Annotated in this window: 18 protein-coding genes; 5 read left to right on the top strand and 13 right to left on the bottom strand. The window is 51.6% G+C overall.

The window, feature by feature from the left end:
• The first annotated feature begins 197 nt into the window (after positions 1-197).
• On the top strand, positions 198-1,166 hold the full coding sequence (locus AB7038_RS13780; RefSeq protein WP_368889999.1) for a macro domain-containing protein: 969 nt from the start codon (positions 198-200) through the stop codon (positions 1,164-1,166).
• A 52-nt stretch (positions 1,167-1,218) separates the two neighbouring features.
• Here AB7038_RS13780 and AB7038_RS13785 read toward each other — a convergent pair whose 3' ends face one another.
• The 5 genes from AB7038_RS13785 to AB7038_RS13805 are packed head-to-tail and all read right to left on the bottom strand — an operon-like array spanning position 1,219 to position 7,276.
• On the bottom strand, positions 1,219-2,073 hold the full coding sequence (locus AB7038_RS13785; RefSeq protein WP_368890000.1) for a dimethyl sulfoxide reductase anchor subunit family protein: 855 nt from the start codon (positions 2,071-2,073) through the stop codon (positions 1,219-1,221).
• 11 nt (positions 2,074-2,084) lie between these two features.
• The gene (locus AB7038_RS13790; RefSeq protein ID WP_004235968.1) at positions 2,085-2,627 is read right to left on the bottom strand and encodes a DMSO/selenate family reductase complex B subunit; all 543 of its coding nucleotides are present in this window, start codon (positions 2,625-2,627) and stop codon (positions 2,085-2,087) included.
• An 11-nt stretch (positions 2,628-2,638) separates the two neighbouring features.
• Complete coding sequence (locus tag AB7038_RS13795; protein ID WP_072871931.1) at positions 2,639-5,218, bottom strand: molybdopterin-dependent oxidoreductase; 2,580 nt, start codon at positions 5,216-5,218, stop codon at positions 2,639-2,641.
• Positions 5,219-5,250: 32 nt separating this feature from the next.
• Positions 5,251-5,937 (bottom strand): molecular chaperone, encoded by a 687-nt coding sequence (locus AB7038_RS13800; protein WP_368890002.1) that lies wholly within the window; start codon positions 5,935-5,937, stop codon positions 5,251-5,253.
• Positions 5,927-7,276, bottom strand: a complete 1,350-nt coding sequence (locus tag AB7038_RS13805; protein WP_369453503.1) for a radical SAM protein — start codon at positions 7,274-7,276, stop codon at positions 5,927-5,929. Before AB7038_RS13805 ends, AB7038_RS13800 begins: the two co-directional genes overlap by 11 nt.
• Before the next feature lie 482 nt (positions 7,277-7,758).
• Between AB7038_RS13805 and AB7038_RS13810 the strand changes: the two genes are divergently transcribed.
• The gene (locus AB7038_RS13810; RefSeq protein WP_369453504.1) at positions 7,759-8,892 is read left to right on the top strand and encodes a toxin-antitoxin system YwqK family antitoxin; all 1,134 of its coding nucleotides are present in this window, start codon (positions 7,759-7,761) and stop codon (positions 8,890-8,892) included.
• 42 nt (positions 8,893-8,934) lie between these two features.
• On the opposite strand, the gene AB7038_RS13815 is transcribed toward AB7038_RS13810, so the two are convergent.
• A complete protein-coding gene (locus AB7038_RS13815; RefSeq protein ID WP_368890005.1) occupies positions 8,935-9,444 on the bottom strand; it encodes a hypothetical protein in 510 nt (169 codons plus the stop codon).
• 122 nt (positions 9,445-9,566) lie between these two features.
• Positions 9,567-9,911 carry an iron-sulfur cluster insertion protein ErpA gene (gene erpA / locus AB7038_RS13820; RefSeq protein WP_025154003.1) on the bottom strand — a complete coding sequence of 115 codons (345 nt, stop codon included), beginning with the start codon at positions 9,909-9,911 and terminating at the stop codon, positions 9,567-9,569.
• 239 nt (positions 9,912-10,150) lie between these two features.
• Between erpA and hemL the strand changes: the two genes are divergently transcribed.
• The 3 genes from hemL (at position 10,151) to AB7038_RS13835 (ending at position 12,145) form a co-directional block, all read left to right on the top strand.
• Positions 10,151-11,431 (top strand): glutamate-1-semialdehyde 2,1-aminomutase, encoded by a 1,281-nt coding sequence (gene hemL / locus AB7038_RS13825; protein WP_072871936.1) that lies wholly within the window; start codon positions 10,151-10,153, stop codon positions 11,429-11,431.
• Positions 11,432-11,591: 160 nt separating this feature from the next.
• Positions 11,592-11,822: a hypothetical protein gene (locus AB7038_RS13830; RefSeq protein WP_072871937.1), complete on the top strand. Its 231-nt coding sequence runs from the start codon at positions 11,592-11,594 to the stop codon at positions 11,820-11,822.
• The gene (locus AB7038_RS13835) at positions 11,819-12,145 is read left to right on the top strand and encodes a low molecular weight protein tyrosine phosphatase family protein (RefSeq protein WP_368890006.1); all 327 of its coding nucleotides are present in this window, start codon (positions 11,819-11,821) and stop codon (positions 12,143-12,145) included. The genes AB7038_RS13830 and AB7038_RS13835 overlap by 4 nt, the downstream gene beginning before the upstream one ends.
• 11 nt (positions 12,146-12,156) lie before the next feature.
• On the opposite strand, the gene AB7038_RS13840 is transcribed toward AB7038_RS13835, so the two are convergent.
• The 6 genes from AB7038_RS13840 to AB7038_RS13865 all read right to left on the bottom strand — a co-directional run bounded on the left by AB7038_RS13840 (position 12,157) and on the right by AB7038_RS13865 (position 17,734).
• The gene (locus AB7038_RS13840; RefSeq protein ID WP_349418826.1) at positions 12,157-12,606 is read right to left on the bottom strand and encodes a hypothetical protein; all 450 of its coding nucleotides are present in this window, start codon (positions 12,604-12,606) and stop codon (positions 12,157-12,159) included.
• Positions 12,603-12,968: a tlde1 domain-containing protein gene (locus AB7038_RS13845; RefSeq protein WP_368890008.1), complete on the bottom strand. Its 366-nt coding sequence runs from the start codon at positions 12,966-12,968 to the stop codon at positions 12,603-12,605. The genes AB7038_RS13840 and AB7038_RS13845 overlap by 4 nt, the downstream gene beginning before the upstream one ends.
• A 224-nt stretch (positions 12,969-13,192) precedes the next feature.
• The gene (locus AB7038_RS13850) at positions 13,193-13,765 is read right to left on the bottom strand and encodes a molecular chaperone TorD family protein (protein WP_368890009.1); all 573 of its coding nucleotides are present in this window, start codon (positions 13,763-13,765) and stop codon (positions 13,193-13,195) included.
• 11 nt (positions 13,766-13,776) lie between these two features.
• Positions 13,777-14,679 carry a dimethyl sulfoxide reductase anchor subunit family protein gene (locus tag AB7038_RS13855; protein WP_369453505.1) on the bottom strand — a complete coding sequence of 301 codons (903 nt, stop codon included), beginning with the start codon at positions 14,677-14,679 and terminating at the stop codon, positions 13,777-13,779.
• Positions 14,676-15,317, bottom strand: coding sequence for a DMSO/selenate family reductase complex B subunit (locus AB7038_RS13860; RefSeq protein ID WP_354621644.1), 642 nt, complete (start codon positions 15,315-15,317; stop codon positions 14,676-14,678). The genes AB7038_RS13855 and AB7038_RS13860 overlap by 4 nt, the downstream gene beginning before the upstream one ends.
• Entirely contained in the window at positions 15,314-17,734 is a 2,421-nt protein-coding gene (locus tag AB7038_RS13865; RefSeq protein ID WP_369453506.1) for a DMSO/selenate family reductase complex A subunit, read from the bottom strand. Before AB7038_RS13865 ends, AB7038_RS13860 begins: the two co-directional genes overlap by 4 nt.
• Positions 17,735-17,756: the final 22 nt, after the last annotated feature.

The following is a 17,756-nucleotide window of genomic DNA, read 5'->3' on the forward strand; positions in this document are numbered from 1 at the left end:
CATATTATATTTTTTATTATTTTATTTCAGTCTTACTGTTTTATTTCTTTATATTTAATTTATTTTTATCTTTTCCGTTATTATTACTTAGTTATCCGTGACTATTCTTATTCAGCAAACCCAAGAAAATTCCGATACCCGTCAGCGCCGGAGCAGGCGACAATGTTACAGACTGAATAAAGAAACGGACTGTAACGATGATTAAATACCTCAAAGGTGATTTACTGAGATCTGATGCTCAGGCGCTGGTAAATGCCGTTAATTGTCAGGGCGTTATGGGAAAAGGAATTGCCTATCAGTTCAGACTGGATTATCCGGTAAATGCACGCGCCTATGAAGCTTTATGCAAAGAAAATAAAATAGGTGCCGGCCAGTTATCAGTGACTGATGAACACGGCCGTAAAATTATTAATTTCCCGACCCGGAATAAATGGGATTCTCCTTCCGGTTATGAATTTATCGAAAGTGGTCTGCGTGAACTGAAAGCCCTGATTAAAAAACAGGGGCTGAAATCCGTGGCAATTCCGGCACTCGGTTGCGGCAGCGGCGGGCTGGAGTGGCGTCAGGTGGATAATCTGATCCAGACGCACCTCGGTGAGTTAAGTGATACAGAAATAATGATCTATCCGCCGGTCAAATATATTGATGACAGCATCAGCCCGCATCATGTGCTGGTCTGGTGGATTGATAACTGTCTGCTGATCCCGTCACGCTACAATCTTTATATTGCCATTTATATTCTGCAGCGCCTGAACGGCATGAATCTGTTTAATTTCAGCGGTACCATCAGTACCCTCTATTCCGATGATATCGATCGCTATGTTAATGATCTGCGCGACCGGATTGCGCATTACGGTCTTGATTTTAATACCGTGATCGACGTGCAGATTAAACTGAACCGCGAACATCCGGAAAACCCGCTGCCGGTTTTTGATCACTATCTCAACCGGGTAATGGGATCGCTCAATCCGCTGACCTACAGTGACCAGTCGCTGCTGCTGGCGATGATGATTGACGGATTACTGCAGGGTAAGGGGATCAAAGAGATCACCACCATTCTGCGTGAGCGCTATCAGGCACGGGATATTGATTTTGTGCTGTTCCGGGCGAAAAACGGCGGCCTGCTGAAAGACAATATCTTAGGGGATGTGATTCTGACCCGCTGATAAAAAAAATCCGGACGCTCTCACGCCCGGATTTTTTGTTTCATGCAGCGTATTACGCGCCGAGTGAGAAGAACACCACACGCCCGACCGCTTCACCGGCAAATACACTGATGGCCGCCAGAGCCATCATCAGTGTGCCGTTAGTGACCTGTGCATTTTTCTGACACAGCAGACGACCGGCAAAGAACATCCCCAGCCCGATCAGCACCACACGGATGATATTCAGGTTCAGCAGCCCTTCCGGCATAACACGCGGAGTCATCCCGGCGTAGATTGGCTCACCGATATTGCCGAGCAGTGATAATGCGCCCAGCAGCATCAGCAGCAGTCCGGCCACGCCGGCGGCGAGGGAAATCTTCACCACACGCTGAATCAGCACATCCTCACGGGCAAAGCCCAGTGCCGTCACCAGCAGCAGACCTGCAATCATCCCGCCGGTCAGCAGCACCGTGCCGAAGAATCCGGCATAGGTAAACAGCCCGCCCCACAGGTTAAACAGGGTATTCGCATACAGTGCGGACATCGCATACATATATACCAGCCCCGCTGCCGCACTTAACAGCAGCAGGAAACCGTTCACCTTCTGTTTTAACAGCAGCAGCGCGACACTGAAGAACAGCAGCGCCATATAAATGGCAGTCGCCCAGACTTCACGGCTCATCCATGAAGTCGAGACGTGCAGCATGGTGTAAAACATATGGAACGGATTCCCCATATGGAACAGGGAGCCGAGTAATCCGACACAGCCCAGCAGGAAAGAAGCAACCAGCGGAACACGCACCCATTTCATCCCGGTGCGGGCATCCGTGCAGCCGAACAGACGGAAATAACAAAGCAGCGTGATCACCAGACAGCCGACCGAAGCCTGCATAAATAAGGTGAATATAACAAGAGGCAGTTCATGCATGATCATTCTCCTTATCCTTTGGTGCCGACAACCAGGTTCGGCCGGGTAATGGATGAGCTCGGCAGACCGCCGATATCGGCATTGGTGCCGTATTTTTTGCGCAGTTCGCTGATCAGACCGAACTCAATGGCGCGCATCGGACAGGAATCCACACACATCGGATTACCGCCCTGCTCCCGCAGATCCAGACAGGTATCACACTTGGTCATCATACCGATCGCCGGATCAAACTGCGGTGCTTCATACGGACAGGCCCAGGTACAGTAACGGCAGCCCACACACTTATCATGATCCACCAGCACCACCCCGTCCTCTTCCCGCTTATGCATTGCGGTTGTCGGACAATGGCTGACGCACTGCGGATCGTCACAATGGTTACAGGCAATGGAGAGATGCCAGCGGCGCGGGCGCGGATATTCCCCGGCCTCGATATCATACACCCGGCGGAAATTACGCCCGACCTCGAGATCGTTCTTATCCTTGCACGCCACAACACAGGTTTTGCACCCGATGCAGGCGGCGACATTTATATAAAATCCAACTTGGTTATCCATGTCTGTGCCCCTTATCCGATAATCCGCTGCGGCAGACGCGCATCGTCAGTTAATTGCTCACCGTGCCATTTTTCGATATTACACAGCATCGTGTTCCACCCGGAGGTGCCCAGTCCGGTCGGTACCTGAATGGTCAGGGTGTTATCCGCCCCGGCCATATCAATCCCGGTGGTTTCATCCACATTGGTCCAGCTGCCGTGCGGCAGTGCAACCACGCCCGGTTTCATGGTCTGGGTTACCAGTGCCGGACGCAGAATTTTGCCCTGCGGGCTGGTCACAAGGACGGTTTCGCCTTGTTTAATATCCAGACGTTTGGCATCGGAGGCATTAATGTAGATCGGGCTCGGCCACTGCTCGCGCAGCCACGGCACGTTATCCAGGGTACTGTGTGAACGGCGAAGATAGTGCGGGTTATAAACCTGGAACGGATAATCCCCTTTCTCTTTTTTGCTGAAATCTTTAAAGCTGGCTTCATAGCCGCTGGCGGACGGGATGTATTCGGCGATCGGCGGTAATTCTGACCAGCCGCACTCTTTCGCTTTCTCCACCAGGGTTTCGCAGTAGATTTCAAACTTACCGCTCGGGGTCGGACGCGGATTCGCCGCCGGATCACGGATAAAGTCCTCATACGCGATATAGCCGTAATTATCATCCGGGGTGCGTTCCACCTGATACTTCCCTTTGGTCAGGAATTCATTCAGGGTGATGCGCCCTTCCTGTGGTGTGCCGGTCACCTGCCACTCATCAATATCTGCCTGTGTGATGGTAAACAGCGGCGCTTTGGTGACACCATCCTCGGTAATAATGGTTGCACCGTTGAGTTTATTGAAGAACTGCTGTTTTTCGGAGATCGGGAAGATCTCATCCACATTGACACCAAGGCGTTTACCCAGCTCTTTGGCGATCCACTGGTCGCTTTTCGCTTCATACAGCGGCTGAGTCACATTCACCGCAGCAATGATGACTTCGCGGTTACTCGGGTTAAGAATGGTTCCCTCGCGTTCCCACTCAGTTGTCACCGGCAGGATCACATCGGAATATTTCGCGCAGGTATGCGGGACATACGCTGCGGTCGCGATAAATTCCACACCGCTGCGGTAAGCCTCGATTCCCTGCATAATGTTGGCGCGGGTCTGTAAAGTGGCGTTAAACGGGTGGAAAATCATCTGGATATTGGCATCCACATCCCCCACGCCGCGCTGACGGAATTTTTTCTCCAGCAGAGCGCGGTTCAGTTCGTTGTGGTTGATTTTCAGAGTGACCGGGTTTTTCACCGCCGGTAAGCCGTTCGCTCCGGCCATCACCAGACGGGTACCGTTGTTCCCGGCGGCATAGTGACAGCACGCGCCGGTCATACGGCCCGGGCGGCCCATGTGTCCGGTCATAAATCCGAGTGTTGAGAATGCCTGAACCCACCCCTCACCGTTATGAATACGCGCTGGTGCCCAGCCGGTTAACAGTGCCACACGCTGTGTACCGCCGATCTGGCGAGCCAGCGAGCGGATGTCCGATGCGGAAATACCGCAGATATCCGCCGCCCATTCCGGCGTGGTTGGCTTGCCGGTGTAGGTGCCGAGCAGATAATCCTTAAAGTTTTTCTTCGGATCTGCCCCTGACGGCATATTGCTCTCATCAAAACCGACGGTGCAGCGGCGCAGGAATTCCCAGTCGATCAGCGGATTTTCCGGGCTGTCCATCTCCAGCAGTGCATGCATAATCCCCAGCGCCAGCGCGTGGTCTGTCCCCGGGTTGATCGGATACCAGTCCGCATCCATCAGCTCTGCGGTGGCGGTATAGCTCGGGTCGATACTGATAAAACGCGCCCCGGCTTTTTTCGCCTGATAATAGTTATAAGTCGGGCTGCCCGGGCTGGACCACGCCGGGTTCGCGCCCCACATCACAATCAGCTGTGAGTTACGCATATCAAAACGGTCATTGGTGCCGAAGGTATAGAATCCCTCCAGCAGCCCCAGATGGGCCGGGGTTTCAAACCATGCGCCCCAGGAGGTGGTACCCCAGTCACCGGTAAAGCCCCCGGCGGCGGAGAACACACTCTGGAAATCCGTGCCGTTACCGCCGGTGACCCAGAGGGATTCATTGCCGTATTGTCCGGTGATGCGTTTGGTTTCGGAGGCCACAATATCCAGTGCCTCGTCCCAGCTGATACGCACCCACTGGTCACGTCCGCGCAGGGTTTTGTCCCCGCCGCCCGGTGCCCAGTTTTTGCGTTTCATCGGGTATTTCAGGCGATCGGCCCCGAACACCTGTTTGCGCTGGGAACGCCCGCGCAGACACCCGCGCTGCTGCGGGAAGTCCGGGGAATCCGCCACCACATCATCGGTTTTTTGTCTGACCACCACACCATCGGCCACCAGTGCTTTGTTAACACAGCGCCCGCCGCAGTTATGCCAGCAGGCGACAGGTTTCCACTGCCCTTTGGCGGCTGGCGCTGCCGCCGGGGTGGTTTGTGCCGGTGCCGGAGTGGCGGCATGAAGTTGTCTGCTCAGCGGCAGTGCCGCCATGGCGGATGCCGCCGACGTCCATTTCAGAAATGAACGGCGGGTTACGCCGGTTTTCTGTCTGTCTGACATTGCTCTTACCTCATCATCAGGTTTTTAAATTATTATTGTAAGTTTATTAATTCATTGATTTTCTTATAATCACTCCGGACAAAGACTTCCAGAAGTGTGCTGAGCTGACGATAAAACGCGGTCTCCGCGTGATTATTCAGTTCACGGCAAAACGGCGTGATAAACGCCAGCAGATGTGCCTGCATAAAGTCAGAGGAAACAGCCAGCGGCGCAGTAATGCGCTCACACATCGCCTGTTCCCGGTCGAGCTCCTGTGACGCCTGTTCGCTCAGTTTCCAAAGGAAATCAAGCTCATAGCCGATATGATCCGCCGCCTCATACTCCGTTTCCGGCAGATGAAAACCGTTTTGCTGATAAAAGGTTTTCACATTCAGGGTACTTTCCTGAAACAGCAGTTTGTCGCGGGAGACATAAACTGACTCCCACGGCGGTGCAGGCGGCGATTCCGGCCCGATAAACAGGCGCGTGAAATCCCAGTGCAGTGCCTCAAAACCGGAGGCGCCGCGTTTGAGCATGCGGGTGTTCAGATCATCCTGCATGGCATCGAGCGCACTCTGCATGGCGGGGAGCTCATCATCTGCCGGAAACAGTGACAACCCCTCATCACGCAGATAAACCAGCAGTTCCGCTGTCGGTTCGTCCGTCAGCAGACGGCGCAGAACGTCATAAGCAAACTGACGCGCATACAGATAATCCGGATCCCGGTTATCACTGTTCACACATACCTCCGTGGATATCGTCGGGCGAAAATTCAGCGGGCGTGGTGAATTCCACCCGCACTTCTTTAATCAGGGGATTGCCCTGCTCATCGGCTTCCGCAATATGGGATGTCAGCAGAACAGGCAGTTCAGGGGTGTCTGTCAGGCGCATAATCGATTCAGGACTAAATTGTAAAAAACCGTGCAGGAGATCTTCACGGAACGGAATATCCGCCTTACGCAACGCTGCCGCGACGGCAGCACAGTCCTCACCGAACACCTTGGCGCTTTTGAAAAAGTAATCGCGGGAAGAAAACAGGTAATACGGCTCCGCGCTGATAAATGCATTACTCTGATACACCTGGCCGGTGTGTTTGTTCTCCAGCGAGCAGTAATGCACACCAACGGAAAGCTGATTTTCAAGGGCATATTTCAGCACCCGCAGACAAGCCAGCTCACTGTCTGCCACCGCCAGACCACCGGCGTACCAGTAGTTGTAATAGACTTCATAAGGGGGATTTTTCAGGGCAAAGCCCCGTTCCTGATAGGCCGGGCTGTTGGTCAGCGGGAAACAGAATTCCAGCAGATTGATGCCGTCCACGCCGATAGCATCCAGCTTCAGCAGCAGGTCATACATCTGATCTTCACTGCCCGGGATCACCGGCATTTCCACCATCACATCCGGGAAAATCTCCCGCGCCAGCGCTATCCGGCTGAGAACCTTTTCAATTTTCTCCGGCGGATCATCAATCTTGATACTGAAACGCACCTCCTTCAGACCGGCTTTCGCCAGTGCCAGCGCAGTATTGCGATCCAGCGGATCACCGGCGGTATACAGCCGGGTATGAACGCCGGGCAGTTTCGCCTGTACCGTCTCAAAAAAACGGATGCTCTCCTGACGAAACAGCAGCGGCTCACCGCCGGTCAGGGCAATATGGGTGAGCGGGTACCCTTCTGTGGCGATCGCATTCACTTCACCAATGGCATCCCGCATCTCATGCTGAAAACCGTCGTAATTTTCCTGATTCGGATTGAAGCAGAAATAACAGTCACGGTGACATTTCAGGGATAAAAACGTGGTGTAACTGCCCTCGCCGGTGCGGCACTGCACACAGGCGGATGACAGCCAGCGGCTGTGAATACTTTTGCCGTTATTGGCAAACACGGCTCCCAGCGCTTTCACCTCACGGCGCAGCGCGTCCGTTTCGGCCTGACGCCGGTACGGCGATTCAAAAGACAATCCGTACTGTGCGATGGCCTGCTGTGTCTGTTTTTCAATATCCAGATAACGCAGCACATACCGCTGCAATACAGCGTTGTTTTGTACGGCCGGGGTCTGTTCTGTCAGCGGGTAAATCATGGAAGATTCCTTAACGTACGCTGCGGAAAATAGTGCGCCGTAAAGTCGTATTATTTTTACACTTTCAGTGTAAGTGAATGGAATATAAAGATGTTTAGCAGGATCAATATTATTTTTCACGTCATGTAATTAAACGGATATGCTTATCTGTGCAATTATATTTATGCAGGAAAACAGAAACCAAAAAAGAGAAAACGTTGTTAAATCACCGGAATTTCAAAACATAAAAGCAGGAAAAAACACACAACCGGTTGAAAATAAAAAATCGCCGGAATAGCGCTGACCGCAAAACATAAATCTGCAGAAATATTATTTTTTGCATTATTTTGTTACATTTCCGGCAAACCGGCAAAAGCGGAACAGGAATCACTCTCAGTTTTCCGGCACATAATACTATTGCGGTATAAATCTGATTTATACTTACACGTTTTTCCGTTATTTTAGTTTGTTAACATGGCATGCTGTTTTTTTAAGGATATAAAATGAAACAATGCAATATTCTTCTGTCCCCGCTGCTGTTAGTAACAGCCGGAACGGTATTTGCCTCACCGGCAGCGGACAATAATATCGTACCCTCACAGAGAATCGTCTATAAAGACGATATTGCCTATCAGCGTGCCGCTCAGACCTTCAGCGGATCTGCGGTAAAATATTGTATCCGCAACGAAAACAACCAGAAAACCGTAACGGATAATGCAGAGCATTATTATGAATTTCACGACGGAGAACTGAATGGCAAAGCCATTGATTATGATTGTCACAGCGGCTTAATTACCGAAATCCGGCATTATAAAGGTAATAAGCAATATGGCTGGGCTATCCGTTATGCCTGGCCGGGAATGCCTTATGCTATAACATGGTATGATAATGACTATCTCTCTCCCGTCCCGGAAAATAAAAAACTCACCCCGGATGATTTTCCGCCGGTTTATTATCAGAAATCAGATAACACTATTAACGTTAATACACTCGCATCTTTGGATGAACAGTTTTATCAGATAGTACCAGCTCCCTTTACGGGTACTACGGCTGAATACTGTATTGTCTATGATGAGAACGATAATAAATCCGAAGATAAAGCAAAAATAAAATTAACCGCTGAATATAAAAACGGCCTTAAAGACGGAAAAGAAACTGACTACAACTGCGGAGACGGAAAAGTAAACGGACATACAGACTACCGGCTGGGCATGAAAAACGGTATTCAGATAACCTTTAATACAGACGGCAGTGTCAGAAACAAAATACAGTATAAAGATGATAAAAAACACGGTGATGCTGAATACTACACCGACAATATCCTGACTAAAAAAGAGCACTACAAGAACGATGAATTAGACGGCCGGAGTGTTGAATATAACAAATACGGAGATGTTACTTATTTTCGCGATTATAAAGACGGTCTCAGTAACGGATTTTATTTTGTGAACACACGCATGACAAAGTACATGATGTCAGAGCGTAATAACCGGAGACACGGCTGGACTTACAGTTATGATAATGACGGTAATGTAACTGGTAAAGACTGTTCTGTACCGGATAAACGGAACGTCACAGAGGATGATTGTGCCGGGATGCCGCTGCCGCCGGAAAAAATTACACCGGTAAACCGCTGAACCGGACGCTGTATATAATACTGTTACGGCAGGCGCGATATATCAGTCAATATCGTTGCCTGTCAGCAGCCGGACATCACAGGGTTTTTCCGTGGTGAACCTGACCGTTAATCCGTTAGCGCCGGTCATGCCGGTATAGGTATCATCCGGGTCACACAGATTAATAATTTTATATCTGACGAAATCCTGCGGTTTCCCTTCTTTGCTCATTAACCGGAATGTCTCTCCGTAGCGGTAATTATTGTGAACCGGGATAAGATCATAATCACCATAACGGACATCCCCTTCCACCAGGAAATGTGAGCTGAATGAATACCGGGTGTATTCTGCGATAAACATACTTTTATTATCATTATACATACTGAATTCATCCGGTTTTTCCAGTACTTTCCTGCCTTTAAAATCCACCAGAATATAACCGGCCGTCGAGGCATACTGTACATTATCAACTTCAGATACATACACTTTGGTGGTTTTGGTTTCCGCCTGTGATATCACAGGAAATAACAACACACAGGTAACCGCCATGCCGGTCAATATATTCCGTTTCATTTCCTGCTCCTTTCATCAGCCGGTAACGGGGTTTACCGTTATTATTTATCCGTTATAACACAGATAAAGCAGAATAAAAAAACGGGCGCTTTCTGAGCGCCCGTTTTTTGTCTGCGGATAAATCAGATACTGAAAGAAGAACCACAGCCACAGGTTGTTTTGGCATTCGGGTTGGTGACGATAAACCGCGAACCTTCCAGCCCTTCGGTATAATCCACACAACCGCCGACCAGATATTGCAGGCTCATCGGATCAACCACCAGCGCCACGCCTTCTTTTTCGATGGTCATGTCGCCGTCATTGATGGCATCATCAAACGTGAAGCCATACTGGAAACCGCTGCAACCGCCGCCGGTGATATACACACGCAGACGCAGGTTCGGATTTTCTTCATCCGCGATTAAGATTTTTACTTTTTTAGCTGCCGCATCAGTAAATTGCAGGGGCATTGCTGCATCATCGCTCATTTATTACTCCAGACTGGCCGCGACCAGTAAACACACGCAGAAGCTGACCGCTTCCGGACACTACTGCTGATTATCCACCACCTCCGGCAATCGTTCAAGTTTCGCCACACAGAAAGCATAGTGTCCACACTATTAATAAGGATATAGTTATCATGAGGATAATGCGATAAGTTGGATTCACCGCCGCTCTCCTTTACAATAGCCGCAATTTCCCGCTCACCGACTGACAGGAGTCCTGCATGAGCCGTTCTGAAAATCTCTATACTGAAGCACAACATTTTATCCCGGGTGGTGTGAACTCACCGGTTCGTGCCTTTAACGGTGTCGGCGGTACGCCGCTGTTTATCGAGCGCGCCAACGGGGCTTATATTTATGATGTCGACGGCAAAGCCTATATCGACTATGTCGGCTCCTGGGGGCCGATGGTGCTGGGGCATAATCACCCGGCCATCCGCACCGCTGTCATCAAAGCGGTGGAAAAAGGGCTGAGTTTCGGTGCTCCGACTGCCGACGAAGTGGAAATGGCGAAATTTGTCACCGAACTGGTGCCGTCCATGGATATGGTGCGCATGGTGAACTCCGGTACCGAAGCCACGATGAGTGCGATTCGTCTGGCACGCGGTTATACCGCCCGCGATAAAATCATCAAATTTGAAGGCTGCTACCACGGACACGCAGACTGCCTGCTGGTCAAAGCCGGGTCCGGCGCACTGACCATCGGCCAGCCGAACTCACCGGGTGTGCCGGCAGATTTTGCCAAACACACACTAACCTGTACCTACAATGACCTGAGCTCTGTCCGTGAGGCGTTTGAAAAACACCCGCACGACATCGCCTGTATCATTGTCGAGCCGGTCGCCGGGAATATGAACTGTATACCGCCGTCAGCGGATTTCCTGCCCGGCCTGCGCGCCTTGTGTGATGAGTTCGGTGCGCTGCTGATTATCGATGAAGTGATGACCGGCTTCCGTGTCGCGCTGGGTGGTGCTCAGGCGCATTATGATGTTGAGCCGGATCTGACCTGTCTGGGTAAAATTATCGGCGGCGGAATGCCGGTGGGCGCTTTCGGTGGCCGCGGTGAGATCATGGAAAAACTCGCCCCGACCGGCCCGGTTTATCAGGCGGGAACGCTGTCCGGTAACCCGATCGCGATGGCGGCGGGTCTTGCCTGCCTGCATGAAATTGCCCAGCCGGGTGTGCATCAGCGCCTGACCGAACTGACGGATATGCTGGCAGACGGTCTGTGCGAAAAAGCCCGTGAAGCCGGTATTCCGTTTGTGGTTAACCATGTCGGCGGGATGTTCGGCCTGTTCTTTACCGATGCACCGGCAGTCACCTGCTATCAGGATGTGATGAACTGCGATGTTGAGCGCTTTAAGAAATTCTTCCACCTGATGCTGCAACAGGGCATTTACCTGGCACCATCCGCCTTTGAGGCCGGATTTATGTCTGTCGCGCACAGCGACGAAGATATCCGCAAAACCATTGATGCGGCCGCTTACGCTTTCTCAGAGCTGTAATGCCCGCATAACCTGTCACGCCCGGCATCTGCCCGGGCGTTTTTGTTTTTCAGCTTGCTTTCTGTTTTTTTCTGCTTAAAATTCCCTCTGTTAGCCCACTCTTTTTCCGTATTACCGCGGCTGCTGAACCCGGTAATTCAATTCTGAAAGAGAGAAAAAGATGGATAACACCCGAAACCGCGCCTGGCGCAGATTCAAAAACCGTATCAATAAGTCCCGTGATCAGAAACATGACGCATCGTTATATGATTATCCGGCAGAGAAATGCTGGAAAATGATGTACGGACGCAGTGAAAAGATGATCCGGGCGGCTCAGTTAGGCATGGCATATCCGCAGATCAGTCAGGCGGTTCTGACACGTAACGCCTGCGACGAGGAAAAGAGTCTGTGAATGTCCTGTTTATCTGCAGCCGCAACCAATGGCGCAGCCCGACTGCCGAACATCACTGGCGGAATCATCCGCAGTGGTCTGTCCGTTCAGCCGGTACCAGCCGCAATGCAAAACGCCGGGTTACCCCGGCGTTACTTCAGTGGGCTGATGTGATTTTTGTGATGGAGCACAAACATAAAAACCGCCTGAAAGCAGAGTTTACCCGCCTGCTGGATCATAAACCCCTTCATGTCCTTGAGATCCCGGATGATTATCATTACGGTGATCCGGCACTGATCGCCCTGCTGGACGATCTGGTGCCGCCGTATCTTTCCGCTGTCTGAATCTTACCGGATCAGAATTCCCGCTGCTCTGTCAGCCAGCCGTTAAAGTGCACCGAGCACTCATCTTTGTCGGCCAGTCCGGAGGCGATAAAGATATTCTTCTTATTATCTTTATTCACATACGTGATCCGTAAAACCAGGTTATACGCCGGGTTAGCGGAAAACAGTTTCTTATAGGATTCCGGTGAACTTTTGGATTTGTCTGTCAGGGAATCATAGGTTTCCTGCGCAAGCTGAGAAATCAGCAATTCCCCGGCCGGTTGAGCAGACAGAATTTCTGTTTTGGTTTTGCCTGCATCAATCTGTTTCAGATCAATGTGAAGCGTATGCTCCATCACTATCTGCATTTCCCGGTCAACCGAGCGGCCCGGTTTGCTGCACTCACTGACAATATCCGGTGCAGCAAACAACGGCGCACTGACCAGTGATAACAGCAGCGGCGATAAATATTTCAGTTTCATTCGACAATCAGCTCCGTATCACCACTGTCCACGATTTCTTTTCTGCGGGATTTTATCAGCACAATACAACCGGTGGATGCCGTCCCGGGATTACTGACACTGTCTCCGTGGATCAGGAATCCTGACCGGCCGCACATATCATTACCGGCATCCGGCGTTAATCTCAGGGTATAAGCTCCGGCAGTGCTGTGGGTGAAAGGTGCGCCGATGGTGTATGTTCCGCGCGGCAGCGGCCCCTGATTCACTTTACATTCATTGGCTGAATCATTTTTGTACCCTTCCGCACCGGCATATTCCGCATAAAATTTATGTACACCGTTCAGTGAAAATGCCCGTGTTGCAACATCGTATTTCCATGCCATTTTGAATATTCCTTATCCTTTAAAAGCAATCATCATGATAAAAGTTTTACATTTTTGAAATCATAAGAATAATAGCACCCGAAAGATAAATTAACAGTGATATACGGCTAACCGGGAATCCGACTTAGAAAGAAATACGTAATACAACAGATAAAAAAATACGCCTCCGGAGAAAGAGGCGTATAAGATTACGAGCAATGTAATCAAACCGATAACTGTGAATATTATGCTTTTATAAATGATTGCACGGTGGTCAGCGCCAGCCGGGTCAGCGCGGAGTAAAACGGACTGTGCCCGTATGTATCCAGCCGCTGCGCATAACGCGGCAGCCAATTCATCAAATGCTGACTGAGCAGTGTGTTCACTGCCGCGCTCCGCATTTCAGAGGCCAGTACCGCTGCCTGGAATAAAATCAGCCCGATATGGTCCGCCGGTTCCGGATACGGGGTATCCAGTTTCAGCCGCTCCCGTTTTAAGAACGCGCTCAGCGCAAGGGTCGAATCTCCCTGCAGTAATCCTTCCGCATCCAGATACACCGAGCCCCAGGGCGGAGCCGGTAACGCCCCCGGCCCGGCAAACAGCGACTGCCATGCGGATTTCAGCACCTCCGTGCCCTCACCCGCCGTGCGGCTCAATTGTGAACACAGTGTATTGTCCACCTCACACGGCCACTGCTGTGCAAATCCAGGCAGGGTAAACAGGCGCATAGCGGCCCGGTTGCTGTCATCATCCGGCGGGAACAGATAACAGATCCCCAGCACGTTAAACGCGGCTGCATAGTGGGCTGTTTTACTCATTACATCCCCCGTCAGATATGAATGTAATAGAACACATAACGCAGCATAAACTCTGCCGCGATGGTCAGCAAACAGTCGGTGATAAACCCGGCGCAGACCGGTAAACCGCTGTGTGCTTTTTTCTGTGCCCGCACCAGAGAGATACCGCAGAGTGTCACCCCCATCACCGCCGCTGCCCAGACACCAATCCGCAGCCCGGCAATACTGTCATACGCCTCAATCGGTGACAGCGGGAATGTGATTGATTTGTGTGTCAGCTGTGTACGGGTCAGGTAATGCGCATAAAACGGCTGATACAGCAGACGCCCGATCAGACTTACCGCCATCACACTCCACAGCAGCCACTGCTGTGATAAGGACAGTGCGTCTGCGGGCAGTATAATCCCGGCCCTGTGTCCGGCTTTCCGGATCACCATCACCACCAGCACAAACAGGATGGCACCGAGTGTCAGTGTTGTGCCGTAAAACATCAGGTAGGTGTTGATGTCATTCCAGGTCAGAATCGAGGTATAGCGGTAAATCGATGCCATACAAAAAATATCCGCCAGCCCGATCGCCATCGCACCGCCGTATAACAGGAAAGAGAATTTTCCCGTTTTCCACAACCAGAGGAAACTGACACCCAATGCGCCGACAAACGCCGCCGTGACCACCACTTCCCGGCTGAGCCAGGCACTGAACACATTATTGATCGCATTCGGGGCATTGAGCGGCACACCGAGGTGGGTAATTGACGCGACTGAGCCCACCCCTGCAATGGCGCAGATAATAAAAATCGTCAGCATCATAAAGCGCTTAAAACTGTCTGCCGGGAGGCGGCGGCAGAGATGCACGGCAAACACCCCGCTCACAACGCACAGCCCCGCCGCCGCATTCATCATGTAAGTGAAAATTAAAAGTGACCACTCATTCATTTTTCTTTTCTCTCACTGTTCATGTCATCAAAATTCGCGCCCTGATGCGGATTGATCACCAGATTCGGATGCGTGATTGAGGGATCCGGCAGTCCGGTCACGTAATCGAGTGAGCCGTATTTCGCCCGCAGTTCCTCAATTGGCCCGAACTGAATCGCCCCGAGCGGACAGGTGCTGACACATACCGGCTGCTCACCATTCTGCTGAAGATCAATACAGAAATCGCATTTCGACATCTGTTTCGTTTCCGGATCCATCTGCGGTGCGCCGTACGGACACGACCACGCACAGGCACCGCATCCGACACATTTATCGGTATTAACCATCACAATGCCGTCCCCTTCCCGCTTATGCATTGCAGTTGTCGGACAGTTGCGCACGCAGATCGGATCTTTGCAGTGGTTACAGGAGATGGAAAGCGTATAGGCGAACACGTTATTAATCAGCGCGCCGTTTTTATTGCGGCTGTAGCCGCCGCCGGTCATTTCATACACGCGGCGGAAGCGGCGGCCGACATCAAGATTATTTTTGTCCTTGCACGCCACCTGACACGCCTTGCAGCCGGAGCAGCGGGCGGAATCAATATAGAAACCTAATTGTTTGTCACTGACTGCCGGATAAACAATGAATTTGCTCATGCTTTTTCCACCTCAACTAATAGTGTCTGGTGCGCGTTGCCGTGGGCGAGCGCGGTACTGCGTGACGAGGTGAGCACATTGGCACATCCGCCCTGATCAATGCCGTCGCTGTCCGGTTGCCACCAGGCGCCGGCCTGTAATGCCACCACCCCCGGCATAATGCGCGGTGTGATTTTCACCGCAATCATGGTGATACCGCGATCGTTATGCACTTTCACTTTCTCACCGTCACTGATGCCGCGATCAGCCGCATCCGCCGGGTTGATCCACAGCTCCTGGCGCTGCACTTCCTGTAACCACGGGTTGGCAAACTGGGTGGAATTCGCGCGGTTGCGCCCTTTCCAGGTGATCAGCTGTAACGGGTATCTCGCCGTGAGACTATCCTCCGGCCCCTCGGTGGCCGCCACATAATGAGACAACGCCGGGATCTCCGGATTGTGCATGTCATACAGGCGTTTGGAGAAAATCTCGATTTTGCCGGACGGGGTCGGGAACGGGTTGTTTTCCGGATCCTGAATATTCTGCTCAAACACGACGTTCTGCGTATGCGGACGATGAGTTAATAAATGACGGCGTTTGATCAGCAGTTCATCAAAGGTTGGAATGTTATCTTCCGGGCGCTTCTGTGCCGCATCATTGACGAGAAACTCTATCCAGTCGCGATCCGTTTCATGGCCTTCAGTAAATTCATCACGGACACCCAGTTTCTCTGCCACTTCACACAGCCAGTCATAGTCCGTGCGCCGTTCAAATTCCGGCTCAATGGCTTTTTCAGACAGGATCAGATAATCGCCGTAACTCCAGGTACCGCCGATATTCCAGCGTTCCAGAAAACTGGTTTCCGGCAGCAGCAGATCCGCATATTTCGCACTCGGGGTGAGATAGAGGTCACTGCAGACGATAAATTCGACTTTCGATTCATCCTCCAGCACGCTGGCGGCATGAAGAATATCGGTATTCTGGTTGGTCATGTAGTTACCCGCCATCGAAAAAATCATTTTGATTTCGGTGTCGAGTTTGTCTGCATTTTTCAGTCCGTTCTCCGGTGTCACCAGGGTTTTGTCTTCGCACGCCTGCACCCAGTTGGTGATGTTGATTTTGGCTTTGACCGGGTTATCAAACAGCTTTGGTCCGGCGATGGTTTTACGCAGTTCCGGATTCAGCGCCATGCCGTAACCCGCAGCCCAGCCGCCGCGCACACCGACATTGCCGGTGATGGTTGCCAGCAGCGTGGCCCCGCGCGCACTGCGCTCACCGCAGATATGACGCTGCGGCCCCCAGCCCTGCATCAGCACCGCCGGTTTGGTTGTGGCATATTCACGCGCCAGCTGACGGATAGTGTCCGCCGGAACTTTGGTGATTTTTTCTGCCCATTCCGGGGTTTTGACCACACCGTCTTTCTGACCGGTCAGATACGCCACCAGTGATTCATTATCCGCCACGCCTTCCGGCATCTGATCTTCACGGAAACCCAGAGTGTATTTATCAATAAACGCCTGATCGTGCAGATTTTCTGTCACGATGACATACATCATCGCATCCATCATGGCATTGTCGGTGGTCGGCAGCAGCGGTATCCACTGATCCGCCAGCGAAGAAGCGGTATCGGAATAGCGCGGATCAACGACAACAAATTTGGTGCCGTTCTTTTTCATTTTCTGGAAATAGTGGTTACTGTGCCCGAAAATCGTTTCGTTCGGATTATGTCCCCACAGGATCACCAGCGGCGTATTTTCCAGGGTATCGAGTGTGCTGCCGCTGGCCGCCGTGCCATAAGTATAGGGCGTGGCCGCCATGGTGTTGCCGTTACTGACGGAATGATAGTTTTCCAGAAAACCGCCGGTCAGGTTAAACAGGCGGCGCAGCATATTCGCGCCGGAAAAAATCCCGCCGGTCACCCCGGTACTCAGGCTGACAAAGCGCGATGCCGGGCCGTATTTGTCACTGATGCGCTGCCATTCGGCGGCAATCAGGCTGGTGGCTTCTTCCCAGCTGATACGTTCAAAACGTCCCTCACCGCGCTTACCGACCCGTTTCATCGGGTATTTCAGGCGATCAGGATGATAAATAAATTTCCGGTAGCCGCGTCCGCGCACACAGGCCCGCATGATCGGCATCTCTTCATTGAGTTCCGCATCCGGCCGGGTTGTGATGCGGATAGCTTTTCCGTCTTTGATGTGAGCGCGGATATCACATTTCCCGCCGCAGTCAAAACTGCTGCAGGTCGGTACAATGCGCACGCCGTCATCCGTCTGATGAACCGGAATATGTGCCGGATTGGCCGGTACGGATGCAATACTTTCGGATGCCAGAAACGGCACCGCAGATAATACAGAACTGACCTGTATAAAGCGGCGGCGGCTTATTTCGCCGGGAGCGCCGGATTTTTCATTATCGTGGCCGGATTGATGACTCATAATGGATTTACCCCGGGTGAGA

This window comes from Morganella morganii (assembly GCF_041099235.1).
In the GTDB taxonomy this organism is placed as follows: Bacteria; Pseudomonadota; Gammaproteobacteria; order Enterobacterales; family Enterobacteriaceae; genus Morganella; species Morganella morganii_E.